Origin of the sequence: Mycobacterium sp. KBS0706 (genome assembly GCF_005938675.2) — a bacterium.
Lineage (GTDB): Bacteria > Pseudomonadota > Alphaproteobacteria > DSM-16000 > Inquilinaceae > Inquilinus.
The window spans coordinates 138,612-157,693 of the sequence record NZ_VCCH02000001.1 but is presented as its reverse complement, the minus strand read 5'-3'; the positions used below and the strand labels follow the sequence as shown (position 1 = coordinate 157,693).

The following is a 19,082-nucleotide window of genomic DNA, read 5'->3' as shown; positions in this document are numbered from 1 at the left end:
CCGACCCTGGGGAAGGCCAGCCGCTCGGATCCGCGCCGGCCGGCTAGATCGAGAAGTCGACCGGGGCGGCCCGCTCACGCGGGATGCCCCTTTCACGCGCCTGGTTCGACAGATCCTCGATGGTCAGGGCGTCGAGCTTCTTGATCGCCTCTTCCTGCAGCTCCGCCCAAAGCGGGCGGACGATCTCCTGGCCCAGCCGGGATCCGGGCGGCAGGGCCTCCTCCTCGTCTGCGGCGGTTTCCAGCGACCGGATCGCGCGCACGATCTCGCCGACGGTGATGCGCCGGCGCTCCCGCGCCAGGCGGTAGCCGCCGCGCGGCCCGCGCACCCCGGTCAGGATGTCGACCCGGACCAGCTGCTGCAACACCTGCTCCAGATACCGGCGGGGGATGCCCTGTCGCTTGGTGATCTCGGCACTCTGCACCGGCGTGTCGACCGCGTTGTAGGCGATGTCGAGAACCGCCTCGATCGCGAACAGCATCTTCTTCGGCAGTCGGAACATCCCTTAGGCTCCCGTTCCGGTGGATCCATAGCCGCCCGTACCGCGGACGGTGGTGTCGAGATTCGGCCGCTCGTCCCAGGCGACGGTCGCGTGGCGGGCCACGATCATCTGGGCGATGCGCATGCCGCGGGTGATGGCGACCGGCTCGTCGCCATGGTTGATCAGCACCACCCCGATCTCGCCGCGGTAATCGGAATCGATCGTGCCGGGCGCGTTGACGATGGTGATGCCGTGCTTGAGGGCGAGGCCGGAGCGCGGACGCACCTGCGCCTCCCAGCCGTTCGGCAGGGCGATGGCGATGCCGGTCGGGATCAGCACCCGGCGCCCGGGCGCCACCGTCACCGGCTCCGCCACGGCCGCGAGCAGGTCCAGCCCGGCCGATTGCGCGGTGGCGGCGGCGGGCAGGGGCAGGTCGGTGCCGTGTGGCAGGCGGGTGACGGCGATGGAGACGGCTTCGGTCATCGGAATGGGCTCAGGCCTTCTCGAAGTGGCGGGCGATCGCCCCGGCCAGGCGGGTGCCGATATCGGCTTTGCTCAGCCGCGGCCAGGTCTGGGCGCCCTCGGCGGTGATCAGGTGCAGGATGTTCGAATCGCCGCCGAAGGCCTGTGTGCCGGGCGACACGTCGTTGGCCAGAATCCAGTCGCAGCCCTTGCGGGCGCGCTTGGCCTGGGCATGGGCGATCACGTCCTCGGTCTCGGCAGCGAAGCCGACCACCAGCGCCGGCCGGTCGGGGCCGGAGGCGCTCAGCGTCGCCAGGATGTCGGGGTTCTCGGCCAGGGCCAGGGCCGGTGGCCCGCCGGCGCCCTTTTTGATCTTCCGGCCTGAGGGCGCGGCGACGCGCCAATCGGCCACGGCGGCGGCGCAGACCGCGGCATCGGCGGGCAGGGCAGCGCGGCAGGCGGCCAGCATCTCGTCGGCCGTCTCGATCGGCACCAATGCGACGCCGTGCGGCGCCGGCTCGTGGGTCGGGCCGGTCACCAGCGTCACCCGAGCCCCGGCCTGGCGCAGCGCCGCGGCGATGGCGTGGCCCTGCTTGCCGGAGGAGCGGTTGGCGATGTAGCGCACCGGGTCGATCGGCTCGTGGGTCGGGCCGCTGGTGACGATGACGTGGCGGTCCTGCAGCGTCCCCCCGGTGCCGAAGCGGTCGAATTCGGCGAAATAGGCCTCGACGGCGGCGACGACCTCCAGCGGCTCGGACATGCGGCCGGGGCCGTATTCGCCGCAGGCCATCTCGCCCGGGTTCGGGCCGACCACGCGCACGCCGCGGCGCTGCAGCAGCACCAGGTTGTCGCGGGTCGCCGGATGGTCCCACATGCGGACATTCATTGCCGGCGCCACCAGCACCGGCTTGTCGGTGGCGAGCAGGGCGGTGGTGGCCAAATCGTCGGCCAGGCCGGCGGCCATGCGCGCCAGGATATTGGCGGTGGCCGGGGCCACCACCAGCAGGTCGGCGTCGCGCGACAGCCGGATGTGGCCCATCTCCGATTCGTCGGTCAGCGAGAACAGCGCGCCATAGACCTTGTCCTCGGTCAGGGCCGAGACGGCGAGGGGGGTGACGAACTCGGTCGCCGCCTGGGTCAGGATGCAGCGCACCCGGGCGCCGCGCTCGCGCAGGCGCCGGATCAGGTCCAGCGACTTGTAGGCGGCGATGCCGCCGGCGATGACCAGCAGGATGCGGCGGTCACGCAGCGTCAGCGTCACGGCAGGTCCCCAGGGGCGGCGGAGAGCGAATTACATCGCATGAATGTTCTTTAGGGCGCTCAGCCGGATTCGGCAAGCCCTACGATCACCGCTTGCGACGAAATGCGCGACAGGGGCCGTGAAATCCTACCCAAAGCCTCGGTTCATCATCCAGTCGACCGCGGCGATGATGGCGTCGCTCTCGGCGGCGAGATTCGTCACCAGCGGTCCCAGGCGATCTTTCGGAAGGCTGAGAGTGGCCAAGGTCATCAGGGAGAAGGCCTCGCCCTCAATCTCGAACACCGGATTCAACCGCTCGGCTTGCGGAAGCCTGGAGGTGGCCCGAGTCAGCGGGATGACCACGCGCCGCCGAGATTCCTGGAACAGACTCGACTGCAGCACGACCAAATAAGGGAATTCGGCCCTCGTCGTTCCGAGATTCCGATGCACATCAAACTGCGCCATCGGCGGCTTCAGATCTCGCAATACTCGTCGGCAGGCGACCCGAATCGAGCCTCGTGCTCATTCCAGAATCGCATCAAGGCATCGGTCTCCTCTTGGATTCGTCGGCGCTCGGCCTGTTCGATGGCAGTGAGGAGACCGGCTTCGGCAGCAGCCGACACATTGATCCCCATGGCCTTCGCCCGGGCCACGAGGTCGCTGTTCATGCTGCAGTTGACGGGCTTCTTCGGAGCATCTTCGCGATAGCGGGTGAGCATGTTGTCATCCAATCGATGCGCATATCTGACCAAAATCTATGCGCGAATCCGAGCTAATACAATCATCCAGCCTGGATTGTCCGATCCGAACCCTCAGATCCGCCAGCCCGTGTGGATCGCCGCGATGCCGGCCGACAGGTTGGTCCAGCGCACCCGCTCCAGCCCCGCGGCCTCGATTCGCTCGGCCAGGCTCGGTTGGTCGGGGAAGCGGCGGATGCTCTCGACCAGGTAGCGGTAGCTGTCCTCGTCCTTGGCCACTGCCTTGCCCAGGCGCGGGATCACGGCGCGGGAATAGAGGTCGTAGGCGCGGTCCAGGCCCGGCAGCACGATCTTGCTGAACTCCAGGCAGAAGAAGCGCCCGCCCGGCTTCAGCACCCGCCGCGCCTCGCGCAGCGCGTCGTCGATCCGGGTCACGTTCCGGAGGCCGAAGGAGATGGTGTAGACATCGACCGACCGGTCGGCGACCGGCAGCGATTCGGCGTTGCCGACCATGTGCAGGATCGGGCCGACCCGGCCGCGATCGATCGCCCGGTCGCGCCCGACCGCGACCATGCCCTCGGTCAGGTCGCAGATGATGGCGCGGGCGCCCTGGCCTGTGCTGTCCACGCCGGCGCGGTCGAGGAAGCGGAAGGCGATGTCGCCGGTGCCGCCGGCCACGTCCAGCAGGGTCTCGCCCGGGCGGGGCCGGATCGCCGCGATGAACTGGGCCTTCCACAGCCGGTGGACGCCGCCGCTCATCAGGTCGTTCATCAGGTCGTAGCGCTGGGCCACGCTGCTGAAGACGTCGTGGACCCGGTGGGTCTTCTCCGTCGGGTCGACTTCGGTGTCGCCGAACCAGCGGGACTCGGGATTGCGGGGCGCGTCGCTCATGGCCGGGACCATAGCGTCCGGCGCCGGGTCGTGCCAGTGTGCCGGCCATGCCCGAGCTTCCCGAAGTCGAGACCGTTCGCCGCGGCCTTGTGCCCGTCCTGGAAGGCCAGCGCCTGGCCCGCGTCGAACAGCGCCGCCCCGACCTGCGCTTCCCGCTGCCCGAGCGCATGGCCGAGCGGCTGACCGGCCGCCGCATCGTGCGCCTGGACCGTCGCGCCAAATACCTGCTGATCCATCTCGACGACGGCATGGTGCTCTTGATCCATCTCGGCATGTCGGGCCGGATGATGGTCAGCCAGGGCCGGCCGGAGATCGTCAGCCCGCACGATCATGTGGTGTTCGAGACCGAGGCCGGGTCGGTCGTCACCTTCAACGACACCCGCCGCTTCGGCATGATGGACCTGGTCAGCCAGAACGCGCTGCACGCCCACAAGTCGCTGGAGGCGCTGGGGCCGGAGCCGCTGTCGGACGAGTTCGACGCGGCTTATCTCGACCAGGCGCTGGCCCGCAAGATCACGCCGATCAAGGCGGCGCTGCTCGACCAGCGCGTGGTCGCCGGCCTCGGCAACATCTATGTCTGCGAGGCGCTGTGGGCGGCGCGCATCTCGCCTCGCCGGGTCGCCGCCTCGGTCGCCGGGGTACGGGCGGCGCGGCTGGTGCCGGAGATCAAGGCGGTGCTGCAGCGCGCCATCGAGGCCGGCGGGTCGTCCCTGCGCGACTATGTCCAGGTCGATGGCGAGCTCGGCTATTTCCAGCATTCCTGGTCGGTCTATGACCGCGAGAGCGAACCATGCCGCACGCCGAAGTGCCGGGGCACGGTGCAGCGCCTGGTCCAGTCCGGCCGCAGCACCTTCTTCTGCCCGGTCTGCCAGCGCTGACCGGGCGTTCGATCAATCCGATGCGGAGGACCGCTTCATGACCGCGAGCTACGAAACCATCCTGGTCGAGACCCGGGGCCGGGTCGGCCTGATCACGCTGAACCGGCCGCAGGCGCTGAACGCCCTGAACGACGCGATCTTCCGGGATCTCGCCCAGGCCCTGGCGGCCTTCGACGCGGATGACAGCGTCGGCGCCGTGGTCCTGACCGGGTCGGAGAAGGCCTTCGCCGCCGGCGCCGACATCAAGGAGATGGCGTCGAAGGACTTCATCGCCGCCTATCGCGGCAACCTGATCGAGAACTGGACCTGCATCACCAAGCTGCGCAAGCCGATCATCGCCGCGGTCGCCGGCTATGCACTCGGCGGCGGCTGCGAGATCGCGATGATGTGCGACTTCATCATCGCCGCCGACACGGCGAAGTTCGGCCAGCCGGAGATCAAGCTGGGCACCATCCCCGGCTCCGGCGGCACCCAGCGGCTGACCAAGCTGATCGGGCGGTCCAAGGCGATGGACCTGGTGCTGACCGGGCGGATGATGGATGCGGCGGAGGCCGAGCGGTCGGGGCTGGTCGCCCGCGTGGTGCCGGCGGCCGAGCTGCTGGCCGAGGCGGTGAAGGCGGCGGAGACCGTCGCCGGCTATTCGCTGCCGATCACGATGCTGGCGAAGGAGGCGGTGCACCGCGCCGACGAGACGCCGCTGGCCGAGGGCATCCTGTTCGAGCGGCGCCTGTTCCACGCCACCTTCGCCACCGAGGATCGCCGCGAAGGCATGGCCGCCTTCTCGGAGAAGCGCCCGCCGGCGTTCAAGCACCGCTGACGCGGGCATCGCCGATCCGGCACCGCCCGCACCCGCTTTCCCCTCATCCATCCCCCGTTCGGAGGACGCGCCGCCGATTGTGCGGCGCTATGCTGAACGCGATCATCTGGCGGCCGGTCGGGAACAGCCGCGGCGTTCGCACCTTCGGGCGGCGGTGGCCGACGGGCTGCTTGATCGGCTTTGCCGCCTTTCCGACTGAGGAGGGACCTGATGGCGGTGATAGACGGGGGCCAGTTCGCCGACACCCTGCACGGGACAGCGGACAACGACACGATAAACGGCCACGGCGGCAATGATACGCTCTATGGCGAGGCCGGAGACGACATTCTGAACGGCGACGGCAACGACTACGGCTCCGACGTGTTGGACGGAGGGGTGGGAAACGATGTCCTGAATGGGGGGGCCTATTGGGACACCCTGATCGGTGGTGCCGGCAGCGACACGTTGAACGGTGACGGTTACGACGACATCCTGACCGGCGATTCAGGGGCGGATCACCTGAACGGAGGAACCGGGGTCGATCGGGCCGACTACTCCAGCAGCTCCGCCGCGGTGAGCGTCAATCTGGCCACGCTGGCCGCCTCCGGCGGCGATGCCCAGGGCGACGTGATCGGCAGCGACATCGAGGACATCAGCGGCAGCACCGGCTTCGGCGACACCCTGACCGGATCCGCCGGAGCCAACGAGCTCTTCGGCTATGGCGGCAACGACCTGCTTTCCGGCGCGGCCGGCAACGACGTCCTCCGTGGCGGCGATGGCGACGACCGGGTGGAGGGCGGTGACGGTGCCGACAACCTCTATGGCGACGCCGGAGCCGATGTGGTGAACGGCGGCAATGGCGACGACAATCTCTGGGCCGATGCCGGCGCCGACCGGCTCAGCGGCGGCGCCGGCATCGACCGGTTGATCTACGACGGGGACGTCGGCGTGACCGTGACCATCGGCGGCACGGGCCATGGCGGTGACGCGGAAGGCGACATCGTCGGCGTCGATATCGAGGATGTGCAGGCCAGCGGCAGCGGTGGCAACACGGTGACGGGATCGGCTGCCGCCAACGACATCAGCGGCGGCGATGGAAATGACCGCCTCTCCGGCGGGGCCGGCGACGACGAGCTGTGGGGTGGGATCGGCGACGACGTCCTCAACGGCGGCGCCGGGGCGGACCAGTTGCAGGGGCGATCCGGCATCGACACGGTGGTGTATGGCGGCACCATCGGCGTCCAGGTCGTGATCGGGGGCGCCGGCACGGGCGGCGAGGCCCAGGGCGATCAGGTCGAGAACACGGTCGAAAACGTCCAGGGCACGGCCTATGCCGACAATGTGATCGGGGCGCTCGCCGACAATGTGCTCTCCGGCAACGGCGGCAACGACGTGCTCACCGGGCTGGACGGGAACGACACGCTCAACGGCGGCGCGGGCGACGACCAGCTCTGGGGCTGGACGGGTGCCGATCATCTGAACGGCGGCACCGGTGTCGACGAGGTCGTCTATCTCGGCAGCGATGCCGGGGTGACGGTCAACCTGGCGACCCTGGCCGCGTCGGGCGGGTTCGCGGCAGGCGATGTGATCGGCGCCGATGTCGAGAGCGTCGCCGGCAGCGATCTCGCCGACATCCTGACCGGATCGTCGGCCGCCAACGAACTCACCGGCTATGACGGCGCCGACCGGCTGAGCGGCGGCTCCGGCAACGACCTTCTTCGCGGCGGTGCCGGCGCGGACGTGCTCGACGGCGGCGCGGGCATCGACCTTGCCTCCTATTTCGACAGCAGCACCGGCGTGACGGCCAACCTGGCCGCCGGGGCCGGGACGGGCGGCACCGCGCAGGGCGACACCTACACCGGCATCGAGAACGTCAATGGCAGCCAGTTCGCCGACAGCCTGACCGGCAATGCCGGCGCCAACGCGCTGGCCGGCTATGGCGGCAACGACGTCCTCCGCGGTGGTGCCGGCGCGGACGCGCTCGATGGCGGCATCGGCATCGACACGGTCTCCTATTTCGACAACACCACCGGCGTGACCGTCAGCCTGGCCACCGGAACCGGGACGGGCGGCGATACCTATGCGGGGATCGAGAGCGTCAACGGCAGCCAGTTCGCCGACAGCCTGACCGGCAATGCCGGCACCAATGCGCTCGCCGGCTACGGCGGCAACGATATCCTCCGCGGCGGCGCCGGCGCGGACGCGCTCGACGGCGGCACCGGCACCGACCTCGTCTCCTATTACGACAGCGCCACCGGCGTGACGGTCAATCTGGACACCGGCACCGGGTCGGGCGGCGACACCTATGCGAACATCGAGAACGTCAACGGCTCCTCAGGCACCGACACCCTCACCGGCAACAGCCTGTGGAACGTCCTGAACGGCTGGGCTGGAAAGGACACGATGACCGGGCTCGGCGGCGCCGACCGCTTCGTCTTCACCGCCGCCTCGCACAGCGCGGTCGGGGCGAATGCCGACCGGATCACCGATTTCAGCCATGCCCAGGGCGACCGGATCGACCTGTCGGCGATCGACGCCAACACCGGCGCGGTTGGCGACCAGGCCTTCAGCTTCATCGGCAGCAGCCTCTACACCGGCGTTGCCGGCCAGCTCCGGTACTCCGTGGTCGGCGGCACCACCACCATCGCCGGCGACCTCAACGGCGATGGCGCCTCCGACTTCCACATCGTCCTGACCGGCGCTATCGGGCTCCAGTCCGGCGATTTCGTTCTGTAAACGAGAACGGCGGGCTGTGAGGCCCGCCGTTCTTCAAGATACCCGATTGGCTGCGCCTCAGTCGCGGCCCGGCCCGATCGCCCAGGCGCCGGGGCCGAAGGCGGTGACCATCAGCAGGCCGCCGGCGATGGCCAGGTTCTTCATCGCCATCAGCTGGTTCAACTGCATCTCGGCATCGGCCATGGTCCAGAAATGATGGACGATGACGATGGTCAGCAGAGTGAAACCGGCCATGATGAAGGCGGCCAAGCGCGAGAACAGGCCGAGGATCAGCAGGATGCCGCCGCCGAGCTCGACCAGGATGGTCAGCGCGGCGAAGAGCTGCGGCACCGGTAGCCCGTTGGAAGCGACGTAGCCGACGGTGCCCCCGAAGTCGGTCAGCTTGGCCCAGCCGGAGACGACGAACATGACGGCGAGGAAGATGCGGGCGAAGAATGCGAAGAAGGAAGAGAAGGCCGACATTTCACCATCCGGGTGAGTTGATTCGATGCTGTACTATGACATCAACCGCTTCGCCCGGATGGGGAAATCTGCATAAACAGTGTGTTGACCGATCCGGCCGTCAGCTCTTCACTTCGAAGCCGGCGCCGGTTGCGCGCTTCCACAGGTTGCGGTAGCCCAGCCGGGCATAGGTCAGCGGATGCGCCTTGGCCGGGTCCTGCTCGGCCTCCACCACCATCCAGCCGGTGTAGCTCTTCGGCAGCGCGTCGAAGATCCGCGGGAAGTCGATCATGCCGTCGCCCGGCACGGTGAACAGCCCGCCGATGACGCCGTCGAGGAAGCTCCAATCCTCGTCCAGAACCTTCTGCAGGACCTCGCGGCGCACATCCTTGGCGTGGACGTGGTTGATCCGGCTGGCATAGCGCCGGGCCAGCGCCGCCGGGTCGCCACCGGCCACGGTCATGTGGCCGGAATCGAGCAGCAGCCCGACCGACAGGCCGGTGTGCTGCATCAGCAGGTCGACCTCGGCCTCGCTCTGCACCAGCGTGCCCATATGGTGGTGATAGGCAAGCCGCACGCCGCGCTTGGCCATATGGTCGCCGATCGCCGTCAGCTTGCGGCCGAATTCCGGCCAGGCGTCCTCCGGCAGGGTCGGGCGCTGCGACAGCGGCGTGCCGCGGTCGCCATGCACTGCGCCAGAGGTGTCGCAGAAGACCATGACCTTGCAGCCGAGCGCGGCGAGCAGGGTCAGATGCGGCTCCATCGCCGCGATCTCCTCCTCGACCGAGCGGTCGAGCAGGTTGGCGCTGTACCAGCCGGAGATCAGGGACAGGCGGTGCGCCTCCAGGATCGGCCGCAGGGCGTCGGCCTGGCGCGGGAACTTGTTGCCCAGCTCGATGCCGGTGAAGCCGGCCTCGCGCGCCTCGAACAGGCAGGTCTCGAGCGGCGTCTCGCCGCCCAGCTCCGGCAGGTCGTCGTTGCTCCAGGCGATCGGGTTGGTGCCGAGGGTGACGGTCATCGCGGCGGTCTCGTGCGGTCGGTTGGTGGATGGATCAGGCGGAGCGCCCGGTGACGGGATGGCCGGCCAGCTGCTGCTCGTAGCCGGCACGGGCCAGGCGCACCGGGTCGCGGTCGGAGACCTCGGGGACGGCCACGTCCCACCAGGCGCCGCCGGCCTCGGTCGTCACCACCGGGTCGGTGTCGATGACGATGACGCTGGTCTGGTCGGTCGCCTTGGCCCGCAGCAGCGCGCCCTCCAGCTCGGCGACGCCGGCCACCTTCTCCGACGCCGCGCCCATGCTGGCGGCATGGGCGGCGAAGTCGATCGGCTGGGCACCCGCGATGTCGCGGAACAGATTGTTGAAGGAGGCGCCGCCGGTCGCGTTCTGCAGCCGGTTGATGCAGCCGAAGCCGCGGTTGTCGAGCACGACGATGGTCAGCTTGACGCCCTGCTGCACCGCGGTCGCGATCTCGGAGTTCATCATCATGTAGCTGCCGTCGCCGACCAGCACATAGACCTCGCGGTCCGGCTGGGCCAGCTTGACCCCGAGCCCGCCGGCGATCTCGTAGCCCATGCAGGAATAGCCGTATTCCAGGTGGTAGCCGCCCGGCGCGTCGGTGCGCCACAGCTTGTGCAGCTCGCCCGGCAGGCCGCCGGCCGCGCAGACCACGACCGCGCCGCGCCCGGCAGCGCGATTGACCGCGCCCAGCACCTGGGCGTCGGAGGGCAGGGGCGCGTTGCTGGCGGCGGTGGCGCGGTCGACCGAGGCGGTCCATTCCGCGATCAGCCCCTTCGTCCGGTCGGACTGGGCCTTCGGCGCGGTCCAGGAGCCCAAGGCCTCCGACAGTTCGTCGAGGCCGCGCCGCGCATCGGCGACCAGCGGCAGGGCGCCGTGCTTGCCGGCGTCGAACACGGCGGCGTTGAGCTGGATCAGTGTCCGCCCCGGCGCCCGGAACAGGGCGCGGGAGCCGGTGGTGAAATCCGGCAGCCGGGTGCCGACCGCCAGCACCACATCGGCATCGACGGCCAGGGCATTGGCGGCGCTCGAGCCGGTGACGCCGATCGAGCCGGCATTGGCCGGATGGTTCCAGGCCAGGCTGCCCTTGCCGGCCTGGGTCTCCGCCACCGGCAGGCCGTGGCGCTCGGCGAAGCCGGCCAAGGCTTTCTCCGCGCCGGAATAGAGCACGCCGCCGCCGGCGATCACCAGCGGCCGCTCGGCCCGCTTCAGCGCCGCGACGGCCTGGGCCAGCTCGGCCTCGTCCGGGCCGGGGCGGCGGATGCGGTGGATCTGGTCCTCGAAGAACCAGGCGGGGAAGTCATAGGCCTCGGCCTGCACGTCCTGGCACAGGGCCAGGGTCACCGGCCCGCATTCGGCCGGGTCGGTCAGGACGGCCAGGGCGCGGGGCAGGGCGGTCAGGATCTGCTCCGGCCGGGTGATCCGGTCGAAATAGCGCGACACCGGGCGGAAGCAGTCATTGGCGCTGACCGTACCGTCGCCGAAATCCTCGACCTGCTGCAGCACCGGGTCGGGCCGCCGGCTGGCATAGACGTCGCCCGGCAGCAGCAGCACCGGCAGCCGGTCGACATGGGCCAGCGCCGCCGCCGTCACCAGGTTGGTGGCGCCCGGCCCGATCGAGGTGGTCACCGCCATCATCCGGCGCCGGAACTTGGCCTTGGCGTAGGCGACCGCGGACAGGGCCATCGCCTGCTCATTGTGCGCCCGCAGCGTCGGCAGCTGCTCGTGATGGGCGTACAGCGCCTCGCCCATGCCGGCGACGTTGCCGTGGCCGAAGATCGCCCAGCAGCCGGCGAACAGCCGCTCGCGGCTGCCGTCCTCCGCCTCGATCCACTGCGCGGCGAGGTGGCGCACCAGGGCCTGCGCCATGGTCAAACGCACGGTTCCCATCCCTATCGCTCCTTCAGGCCGCGGCTTGCGCTGCGGCGCGGGCATTCTCCCAGGCGGCGATCAGGCTGCCATAGCTGGCGGCCATCCGTCTCACCGCTTCGTCGTCGTCGATGCGCCCGGCGATCCAGTCCTCGGCGGCGCGGCCGAAGATGGTGCGGCCGACCGCGAAGCCGCGGCACCAGGGCTGGCGCGCGGCCAAAGTGAAGGCAGCCGTCAGCTCCTCCTCCGGCGCCTCCAGCCCCAGCAGCACCACGCCGCGGCAATGCGGGTCGCGCCGGGCGATCACCTCCTGGATCGCCGCCCAGGCGGCCTCCGAGGGCGGCGGCGGCAGCTTCCACCAATCCGGATGGATGCCGATGCCGTAGAGATGATCCAGCGCCCGGGCCACGGTGCGGTCGTCGGCCGGCATCGATTTCGGTGGGATCACCTCGATCAGCAGCTCGTGCCGGGTGGCACGGCTGGCGTCGAACAGAGCCAGCAGCTGCCGGTCCTGCTCGGCCTGGATCTGCGGCGGGTCGTCCGGGTGGTATTGCACCAGGCATTTCACCACATGCTCCAGCGGCCATTCCCGCAGAGTGACGCCGACATCCGGCCCGCCTTCGAAGCGCAGGGGGCGCGACCCCGGCAGCTCGATCGGCCGGCCGATCCAGGCGCCGGTGCCGGCGGCGGCGAACAGCGCCTCGCTGCCCAGCCGCCCGTCGATCAGCACGCCGAAGCCGGGCCGGTCGCCATGCGCCTGCTTCGCCGCCTGCCAGGCCAGCAGCTTGAACTCGCCGATCCGCTCCGGGTCGACGCCGTGGCGCGCGACCATCTCCTCCAGCTGGGACCGGTGATCGAAGGCCATGGCATGGACCTCGGGCCAGTCGCGGATCCGGGTCGTCGCCCAATGCACCTGGTTCAGGGCGGGATCCTCGCGCAGCCGGTGATGGGCGCTGCCCTCGGCCAGGAACTGCGACAGCTCCGCCCAGCTCGGGTAGGACGGGGCACAGCCATGGCGCGACACGGCGAAGGCGCCGCAGGCATTGGCATAGCGGCAGGCGGCCTCGACCGGCTCGTCGCGCAGCCAGCCGCGCAGGAAGCCGGCCATGAAGCCGTCGCCGGCGCCCAGCACGTTGTAGACCTCGACCGGGAAGCCGGGGCCTTTCACCCCCTGCTCGATGTCGTCCGGGATCGCGCCGGGGAACACGACGCAGCCCATCGGCCCGCGCTTGACCACGATCGTGGCGGCGCTCAGTTCCCGCACCCGGCGCAGCGCCGCCAGCGTGTCGGTGGCGCCGCCGGCGATGTGGATCTCCTCCTCGGTGCCGACGATCAGGTCGCACTCGGGCAGGATCGCCTGCAGATGGGCGCTGACGGCGGAGCTCTCGACGAAGCGCTCCTCACCCAGCCCATGGCCGGTCAGGGCCCACAGCACCGGGCGGTAGTCGATGTCCAGCACCACGCGGCGAGCATGGGCATGGGCCAGCCGCATCGCCTTCCGGCTCATCGCCGCGACGCCGGGGGTGGAGAAATGGGTGCCGGTGACGACCACCGCCTTGGCCGAGGCGATGAAGGCCTCGTCGATGTCGTCCTCGGACAGCGCCATGTCGGCGCAGTCCTCGCGATAGAAGATCAGCGGGAAGGTGTGGCGGTCGCGGATGCCCAGGATCACCAGCGCGGTCAGGCGCTGCGGATCGCTGATAACATGGCTGGTGTCGACGCCTTCGGCCGCCAGCTGCTCGCGGATGAAGCGGCCCATATGCTCGTCGCCGACCCGGGTCAGCAGCGCGGTGCGCAGGCCCAGCCGGGCGCCGCCGACCGAGATGTTGGTCGGGCAGCCGCCGACATATTTGGCGAAGGACGCCATGTCCTCCAGCCGGCCGCCGACCTGCTCGCCATAGAGGTCGACCGAGGACCGGCCGATGCAGATCACGTCGAGCACAGGCTCAGCCATGACGCGAGACTCCCGCCGGGCGCCAGAACTCGGCCTTCTCGTCCATGGTCCAGCGATGCTCCTCGGTGAACTCCGGCACGGTGTAGGGGTTGCCGGCCAAGTGCCGGATCACCCAGGCGTAGTACATGCCGTAGCCAGGCGCCGCGCATTGTGCATGGTCGAAGCCGTCGAAGATCTTGATGGTGTCGTTGGCGCGTACCTTCAGCACCGTCTCGCCCAGCTCGGCATGGCCGTAACCGCGCGGATCGGTGAAGCGGTAATGATAGATCTCCGGCTGCGGATGGTGGTGCGGCGGATAGCTCGACCAGCGGCCGGGGAAGGTCACCACCTCGCCCAGCACCAGCTCGGCATTCGGGTCGCTGTTGCGCAGGTCGAAGATGGTGCGGACATAGCGGTAGCAGGCGTCGTCGACCTGGCCGCGGCCGCGGTGCTCGTTCGGCACGTCCGCCGGCCCGAAGACACGTGACGGGAAGGGTTTGGCGTTCTTCGTCTCGTAGACTGTGAACTCCGCCTCGGTCTCGGCAGAAAGCCGCACCCGTGCGCCGGTCGCGACATGCACGGCGCTGGCCGATTCATCGAACAGCGACGCGCGGGAAAAGTGCACAGACCGGTTATCGACGGTGACCTCGGCGGTGCCGGACATCAGCAGCCAGGCGGTCTCGTTCGCGGTCTCGATCTCGCGGCTCTCGCCCGGCGCCAGCTTCAGCACGGCGACGGCAATGCCGGTGTCGTCCTCGGGCTCGTCGAAGCGGGTGATCTGCGTCAGCCCCGGGCCGAAGCCGCCGCGGTGGCCGGTCAGATGGCGGGTCATGGGCTGTCCTCCCGAACTCTATTTCGGTCAAATAGAACAAATATTCCATTTGACTGCAACCTCGGAATTCTGATTTTTCTGTCGCAGCAGGCCGTCGCCGGGCCGATGATCCAGCGCGTCGCGAGGGAGAGGACTCATGCTCAAGATCTGCCAGTTCGGTGCCGGACGGATCGGGAAGATCCATGCCGACAACATCGCCCGGAACCCGCGGACCCAGCTGGTCGCCGTGGTCGACGTGCACCACGAGTCGGCCGAGGCGCTGGCGAAGCAGCACGGCGCTGTGGTCGGCGACGGTCTCGCGGCGCTGGACGGCGCCGACGCGGTGGTGATCGCCAGCTCGACCGACACCCATGCCGACCTGATCGAGGCAGCGGCCAAGGCCGGCAAGGCGATCTTCTGTGAGAAGCCGATCGACCTCGACAGCGCCCGGGTCGAGGGCTGCCTCGACATCGTCGCCCAGTCCGGGGTGCCGCTGGCGCTCGGCTTCAACCGGCGCTTCGACCCCAGCTTCGAGGCGGTCCATGCCGGCATCGCCGAGGGCCGCATCGGCAAGGTCGAGCTGGTGGCGATCACCAGCCGCGACCCCGGCCCGCCGCCGGCCAGCTACATTCGCGTCTCTGGCGGGCTGTTCCGGGACATGATGATCCATGATTTCGACATCGCCCGCTGGCTGCTGGGCGAGGAGCCGGTGGAGCTCTACGCGACGGCCAGCAACCTGGTCGACCCGGCGATCGGCGCCGAGGGCGACGTCGACACCGCGGTGGTGACGCTGAAGACCGCGGGCGGCGCCATCGCCCAGATCTCGAACAGCCGCCGCGCCGTCTACGGCTACGACCAGCGGGTCGAGGCCTTCGGGTCACTCGGCATGCTGCGGGCCGAGAACCGGGCCGCGACCACGGTGGAATACGCCAGCGCCGATGGGGTGGTGCGGGACAAGCCGCTGCATTTCTTCCTGGAGCGCTATGCCGATGCCTATCGGCGCGAGCTCGACGACTTCATCGACGCGGTGCTGGAGGGGCGGGCGCCCCGGGCCGGCGGCGAGGATGGCAAGCGCGCCCTGCTGCTTGCCGACGCCGCCTGGGAATCGGTCAAGACCGGCGTTCCGGTGCGGCTGTCGCGCTGAGTCCATCTCGAATTGTCCTGCGAAAGATTCTCTCCGACTCCGGCGGAACGCCTATGGTCAAGGCGCTCGGCCTGAGGTTATAGTTCGCCCGGGTGTCTTCTGTAGGCTCGGCTGAGGGGTAGAGAGACGTTCTTCGCCCGCGGGTGGTCGTCACGCGCGGGCTGGTTGTCTCTAGGTAACGAATGGTCGTCTCGACAAAAACGTTCAGACCGTCCAGCACCGGGGAAAATCCGGTTGCGAGCGGACAGATTCTGGTTTCCGCTCGCGGAAGCCGCACCCTTGGTCCTGGTGCAGCACTTTCTCTTGGAGTTTCAGTTCAATGATGAACCGACGTCATCCGCCGCGCGTCGGAGGCGGCGAATATCGCCGTGACGTGACGGCAGTGGTCAAGTGGTTCAACCCGACGAAGGGCTTCGGCTTCGTCCAGGTGACGGACGGTTCGCCGGACGCGTTCCTGCACGCCTCGGTCGTGGAACAGTCCGGCCATCGCGAGATGTATGAGGGCACGAAGATCGTCTGCGATATCGCGGAAGGTCAGAAGGGCCCGCAGGTCGCGGTGATCCATCGTGTCGAAGAGCTCGGCGCTCCGCCGGCCGGCGGAGCCGGCGCTGGTGGTGGCTTCCGGCCCAACCGCTTCGGCGACCGCGGTGATCGCGGCGGCTTCGGCGGTGGTGGCGGCTTCGGCGGCGGCGGTTTCGGCGGCGATCGTGGCGGCTTCGGCGGCGACCGCGGCGGCTTCAGCGGCCCGGCGACCGAGGTCGAGGGCACGGTGAAGTTCTTCAATGCCGAGAAGGGCTTCGGGTTCGTGACGCCGGATGACGGCGGCAAGGACGTCTACGTCGCCTCGCGCGCGCTGCAGAAGGCCGGCCTGCCGAGCCTGAACAGCGAGCAGCGGGTCCGGCTGACGGTCCGCATGGGCCAGAAGGGCCCGATGGCGGAAGCCGTCCAGCTGCTGTGACGACGGACACGGCCCGGGGGCGACCCCGGGCCGTTGCCTTTCGTGGCCGAGTCCCGCTCCGCCCCATCCGATCGCGTGCCTGACGATAAATCAGGGCCGCGCGCGAAATTCACGCGCGAACTGCCGGCGGTGCGACGCCGGGCGCTGATCGAAGCCACGGCCCGATGCCTGGCCGAACGCGGCCATGCGGCCACGTCCGTGCGCGAGGTGTGCGCCCGTGCCGGCGTGTCGCCCGGCTTGGTGCGCCATTATTTCGGCGGCATCGACACCCTGATCGCCGAAACCTACCGATCCATCGGCAGCCATGTCGCCGAGACGCTGGCGGTCGCGTTGGACGCGGCGGAGCCGACGCCCGAGGCGCGGTTGCGCGCCTTCATCGATGCCAGCTTCCGGCCGCCGGTGCTGGACCCCGACCTGCTGTCACTCTGGCTGTCCTTCTGGGCGCTGGTGCGCCGCGACGAGGCGATCCGCCGGATCCACCGCGATGTCTACGCCGCTTATCGCCAGCGTCTGGAGGGGCTGATCGTCGCCGCAGCCGAAGCCCGGTCGCGCCGGGTCGACGCGGCGCTGGCGGCGCTGGCCTTCACCGCCATGCTCGACGGGCTGTGGCTCGAGCTCTGCCTGGACCCTTCCGTGTTCACGCCGGAGGACGCCGTCCGCATCGCCAATGGCTGGGTCGACGGCCTCCTGTCCGGCAACGCCATGGGGCTGGCGGCGGACGGTGCCTAGGCGTCTGCGCCGCTGCCTTCGCCCCGCAGCAGCGCCCGGTTCTCGCGCATAAGCCGGACGATGCGCTCGATCACGGCGCGCACCGCGGGGTGGCGGCGCTCGTCCTGGTGCAGCACCAGCCATTGCTGGTGGCGCAGATCCTCGATCTCCTGCAGCCGCTGGAGCTCCGGATCGGCGTCGCCGACGAAGCAGGGCAGCACCGCCCGGCCGACGCCGCGGCGCAGCAGGTCCAGGATCAGGCGGGGATCGTTGCCCCGCACCACGGTGGCGGCGGCGTGCCGCTCCGCCACCCAGCGGGCGGAGGGGGTGACGGCGCCGTCGCCGGTGACGCCGATCCAGCGCTGCTCCAGCGCATCACCGCGCCGGCCATAGACGGCGAAGGCTACGTCGCCGGTCCGCCGCCCCGCCAGCCACGGCTCTTCCGGCCGGCGGTTGCGCACGCCGATATCGGCTTGGCCGCGGGCGATGTCGAGCCGGGCGTTGGCGGCGACGAAGTCGATCGTCCAGGGCTCGCCGGGCGACCACAGCGCGTCGATGTGCCGGGCCAGGAACCAGGAGGTCCAGGTCCCGGCCGAGATCCGCACGGTGCGGCGCGGCGACAGGCCGTCGCGCCAGCGCTCGATGCCGGTGGCGGCCGCCTCCATCTCCTCGGCCTGGGCCAGGAACTGGCGCCCCGGCTCGGTCAGCCGGTAGCCCAGCCGCTCCCGCACGAACAGGCGCTGGCCCAGGCTGCGCTCCAGCGCCGTCATCCGGCGCCCCAGCGTGGCCGGGCTCGACCCCGCCTGGCGGGCCGCGGCGCTCAGCCCCTCGCCGCGGGCCACGGCCAGGAACAGATGGATGTCCTCCCAGTCTACCGAGCTTTTCATTTCTGCAACGCTTGTTTCAATGCTGTCTGTTCCAGGGTTGGACCATAGCCGATAGCCTTTCTCTGGTTGATCCAAATTCTTTTCGATGATGAAAAGGTAGGTGCCATGACTGACCGACCCGAACCGGCAATTCGCCTATGGGATGGGCGCGAGGTGCCGCGCCTCGGCCTCGGCTGCTGGGCGATCGGCGGCCCGTTCTTCGCCGGCGACACGCCGCTCGGCTACGGCACGGTCGACGATGCGGAATCGACGGCGGCCATCCGCTGTGCCGTCGATCTCGGCATCCGGTTCTTCGACACCGCCGACGTCTACGGCGCCGGCCATTCCGAGGAGGTGCTTGGCCAGGCCCTGGAGGGTCACGACGAGGTCGTGATCGCAACCAAGCTCGGCAACCGCTTCGATCCGGTGACAAAACAGATGGCTGGCAGCATCGCGGATGGCGATCTGCGGCAGGAGACGCGCAGCGCAGTCGAGGCGTCGCTGCGCCGGCTGCGCCGCGACCGGATCGACTTGGTGCAATTGCACCTGAACGACGTGGCGGTCGAGCCGGCCGGCGAGGTGTTCGACGAGTTGGACCGGCTTCGCGCCGCGGGTGTCATCGGCGCCTATGGTTGGAGCACCGATTTCCCGGATAGGGCTGCGGCCTATGCCGGGCGGCCGGGCTTCGTCGCCGTACAGCACGGCATGAACCTGTTTTTCGACGCACCCGGCCTGCTCGGAGCGGTCGAGGCGCATGGCCTGATCTCGATCAACCGCTCGCCGCTGGCCATGGGGCTGCTGACCGGCAAGTTCGCGGCCGGGCAGGCGCTGCCGGCGGACGACGTCCGGTCCAACACCTTCGGCTGGATGGACTATTTCAAGGATGGCCGCGTGGTGCCCGGCTTCGCCGAGCGGCTGGATCGGATTCGGCACCTGCTCACGGCCGGCGGCCGCAGCCCGGCCCAGGGGGCACTTGCCTGGCTCTGGGCCAAGTCGCCGCGGACGCTGCCGATCCCCGGCTTCCGGTCAGTGACGCAGGTGCGGGAGAATGCGGGTGCACTGGGGAAAGGGCCGTTGCCGGACGACGTCATGGCCGAGATCGAGCGGCTGGTCGACCGCCCGCCGGAGGGCGCGGCGCGGGCGCGGTGAGGATC

At 69.7% G+C, this 19,082-nt stretch carries 19 protein-coding genes and 1 pseudogene; 8 read left to right on the top strand and 12 right to left on the bottom strand.

Annotation, left to right across the window (positions count from 1 at the left end):
• Positions 1–43 precede the first annotated feature (43 nt).
• From FFK22_RS00705 to FFK22_RS00680, 6 genes are all read right to left on the bottom strand, one after another.
• The gene (locus FFK22_RS00705) at positions 44–502 is read right to left on the bottom strand and encodes an Rrf2 family transcriptional regulator (RefSeq protein WP_138887632.1); all 459 of its coding nucleotides are present in this window, start codon (positions 500–502) and stop codon (positions 44–46) included.
• 3 nt (positions 503–505) lie between these two features.
• Positions 506–964 carry a dUTP diphosphatase gene (gene dut / locus FFK22_RS00700; protein ID WP_138887633.1) on the bottom strand — a complete coding sequence of 153 codons (459 nt, stop codon included), beginning with the start codon at positions 962–964 and terminating at the stop codon, positions 506–508.
• A 10-nt stretch (positions 965–974) separates the two neighbouring features.
• Positions 975–2,204 carry a bifunctional phosphopantothenoylcysteine decarboxylase/phosphopantothenate--cysteine ligase CoaBC gene (gene coaBC / locus FFK22_RS00695; protein WP_221938283.1) on the bottom strand — a complete coding sequence of 410 codons (1,230 nt, stop codon included), beginning with the start codon at positions 2,202–2,204 and terminating at the stop codon, positions 975–977.
• Positions 2,205–2,330: 126 nt separating this feature from the next.
• A complete protein-coding gene (locus FFK22_RS00690; protein WP_138887634.1) occupies positions 2,331–2,648 on the bottom strand; it encodes a CcdB family protein in 318 nt (105 codons plus the stop codon).
• A gap of 8 nt (positions 2,649–2,656) precedes the next feature.
• Complete coding sequence (locus FFK22_RS00685) at positions 2,657–2,902, bottom strand: type II toxin-antitoxin system CcdA family antitoxin (protein WP_138887635.1); 246 nt, start codon at positions 2,900–2,902, stop codon at positions 2,657–2,659.
• Between the two features lie 93 nt (positions 2,903–2,995).
• Entirely contained in the window at positions 2,996–3,772 is a 777-nt protein-coding gene (locus FFK22_RS00680; protein WP_138887636.1) for a class I SAM-dependent methyltransferase, read from the bottom strand.
• A gap of 47 nt (positions 3,773–3,819) precedes the next feature.
• Between FFK22_RS00680 and mutM the strand changes: the two genes are divergently transcribed.
• The 3 genes from mutM (at position 3,820) to FFK22_RS00665 (ending at position 8,182) form a co-directional block, all read left to right on the top strand.
• The gene (mutM, locus tag FFK22_RS00675; RefSeq protein WP_138887637.1) at positions 3,820–4,650 is read left to right on the top strand and encodes a bifunctional DNA-formamidopyrimidine glycosylase/DNA-(apurinic or apyrimidinic site) lyase; all 831 of its coding nucleotides are present in this window, start codon (positions 3,820–3,822) and stop codon (positions 4,648–4,650) included.
• A gap of 37 nt (positions 4,651–4,687) precedes the next feature.
• Complete coding sequence (locus FFK22_RS00670) at positions 4,688–5,467, top strand: enoyl-CoA hydratase (RefSeq protein WP_138887638.1); 780 nt, start codon at positions 4,688–4,690, stop codon at positions 5,465–5,467.
• A gap of 210 nt (positions 5,468–5,677) precedes the next feature.
• Positions 5,678–8,182, top strand: coding sequence for a calcium-binding protein (locus FFK22_RS00665; protein WP_138887639.1), 2,505 nt, complete (start codon positions 5,678–5,680; stop codon positions 8,180–8,182).
• A gap of 57 nt (positions 8,183–8,239) precedes the next feature.
• On the opposite strand, the gene FFK22_RS00660 is transcribed toward FFK22_RS00665, so the two are convergent.
• From FFK22_RS00660 to FFK22_RS00640, 5 genes are all read right to left on the bottom strand, one after another.
• Positions 8,240–8,644 (bottom strand): DoxX family protein, encoded by a 405-nt coding sequence (locus FFK22_RS00660; protein WP_138887640.1) that lies wholly within the window; start codon positions 8,642–8,644, stop codon positions 8,240–8,242.
• A gap of 100 nt (positions 8,645–8,744) precedes the next feature.
• Entirely contained in the window at positions 8,745–9,641 is an 897-nt protein-coding gene (iolE, locus tag FFK22_RS00655) for a myo-inosose-2 dehydratase (protein WP_138887641.1), read from the bottom strand.
• 34 nt (positions 9,642–9,675) lie between these two features.
• Positions 9,676–11,529 (bottom strand): 3D-(3,5/4)-trihydroxycyclohexane-1,2-dione acylhydrolase (decyclizing), encoded by a 1,854-nt coding sequence (gene iolD, locus FFK22_RS00650; RefSeq protein ID WP_138887642.1) that lies wholly within the window; start codon positions 11,527–11,529, stop codon positions 9,676–9,678.
• 13 nt (positions 11,530–11,542) lie between these two features.
• Positions 11,543–13,462 carry a 5-dehydro-2-deoxygluconokinase gene (gene iolC, locus FFK22_RS00645; protein ID WP_138887643.1) on the bottom strand — a complete coding sequence of 640 codons (1,920 nt, stop codon included), beginning with the start codon at positions 13,460–13,462 and terminating at the stop codon, positions 11,543–11,545.
• The gene (locus FFK22_RS00640; RefSeq protein ID WP_138887644.1) at positions 13,455–14,273 is read right to left on the bottom strand and encodes a 5-deoxy-glucuronate isomerase; all 819 of its coding nucleotides are present in this window, start codon (positions 14,271–14,273) and stop codon (positions 13,455–13,457) included. Before FFK22_RS00640 ends, iolC begins: the two co-directional genes overlap by 8 nt.
• 136 nt (positions 14,274–14,409) lie before the next feature.
• Between FFK22_RS00640 and iolG the strand changes: the two genes are divergently transcribed.
• The 4 genes and pseudogenes from iolG (at position 14,410) to betI (ending at position 17,083) form a co-directional block, all read left to right on the top strand.
• Positions 14,410–15,396 carry an inositol 2-dehydrogenase gene (gene iolG, locus FFK22_RS00635; RefSeq protein ID WP_138887645.1) on the top strand — a complete coding sequence of 329 codons (987 nt, stop codon included), beginning with the start codon at positions 14,410–14,412 and terminating at the stop codon, positions 15,394–15,396.
• A gap of 319 nt (positions 15,397–15,715) precedes the next feature.
• Positions 15,716–15,946 (top strand): annotated as a pseudogene (locus FFK22_RS44285) (cold-shock protein); the annotation flags it as partial.
• A 219-nt stretch (positions 15,947–16,165) separates the two neighbouring features.
• A complete protein-coding gene (locus FFK22_RS44280; RefSeq protein ID WP_306770059.1) occupies positions 16,166–16,354 on the top strand; it encodes a cold-shock protein in 189 nt (62 codons plus the stop codon).
• Positions 16,355–16,483: 129 nt separating this feature from the next.
• Positions 16,484–17,083: a transcriptional regulator BetI gene (betI, locus tag FFK22_RS00625; RefSeq protein ID WP_221938282.1), complete on the top strand. Its 600-nt coding sequence runs from the start codon at positions 16,484–16,486 to the stop codon at positions 17,081–17,083.
• On the opposite strand, the gene FFK22_RS00620 is transcribed toward betI, so the two are convergent.
• Positions 17,080–17,949, bottom strand: a complete 870-nt coding sequence (locus FFK22_RS00620) for a LysR family transcriptional regulator (protein ID WP_138887648.1) — start codon at positions 17,947–17,949, stop codon at positions 17,080–17,082. The genes betI and FFK22_RS00620 overlap by 4 nt on opposite strands.
• 153 nt (positions 17,950–18,102) lie before the next feature.
• Between FFK22_RS00620 and FFK22_RS00615 the strand changes: the two genes are divergently transcribed.
• Positions 18,103–19,077 (top strand): aldo/keto reductase, encoded by a 975-nt coding sequence (locus tag FFK22_RS00615; protein ID WP_221938281.1) that lies wholly within the window; start codon positions 18,103–18,105, stop codon positions 19,075–19,077.
• The last annotated feature ends 5 nt before the right edge of the window (positions 19,078–19,082 follow it).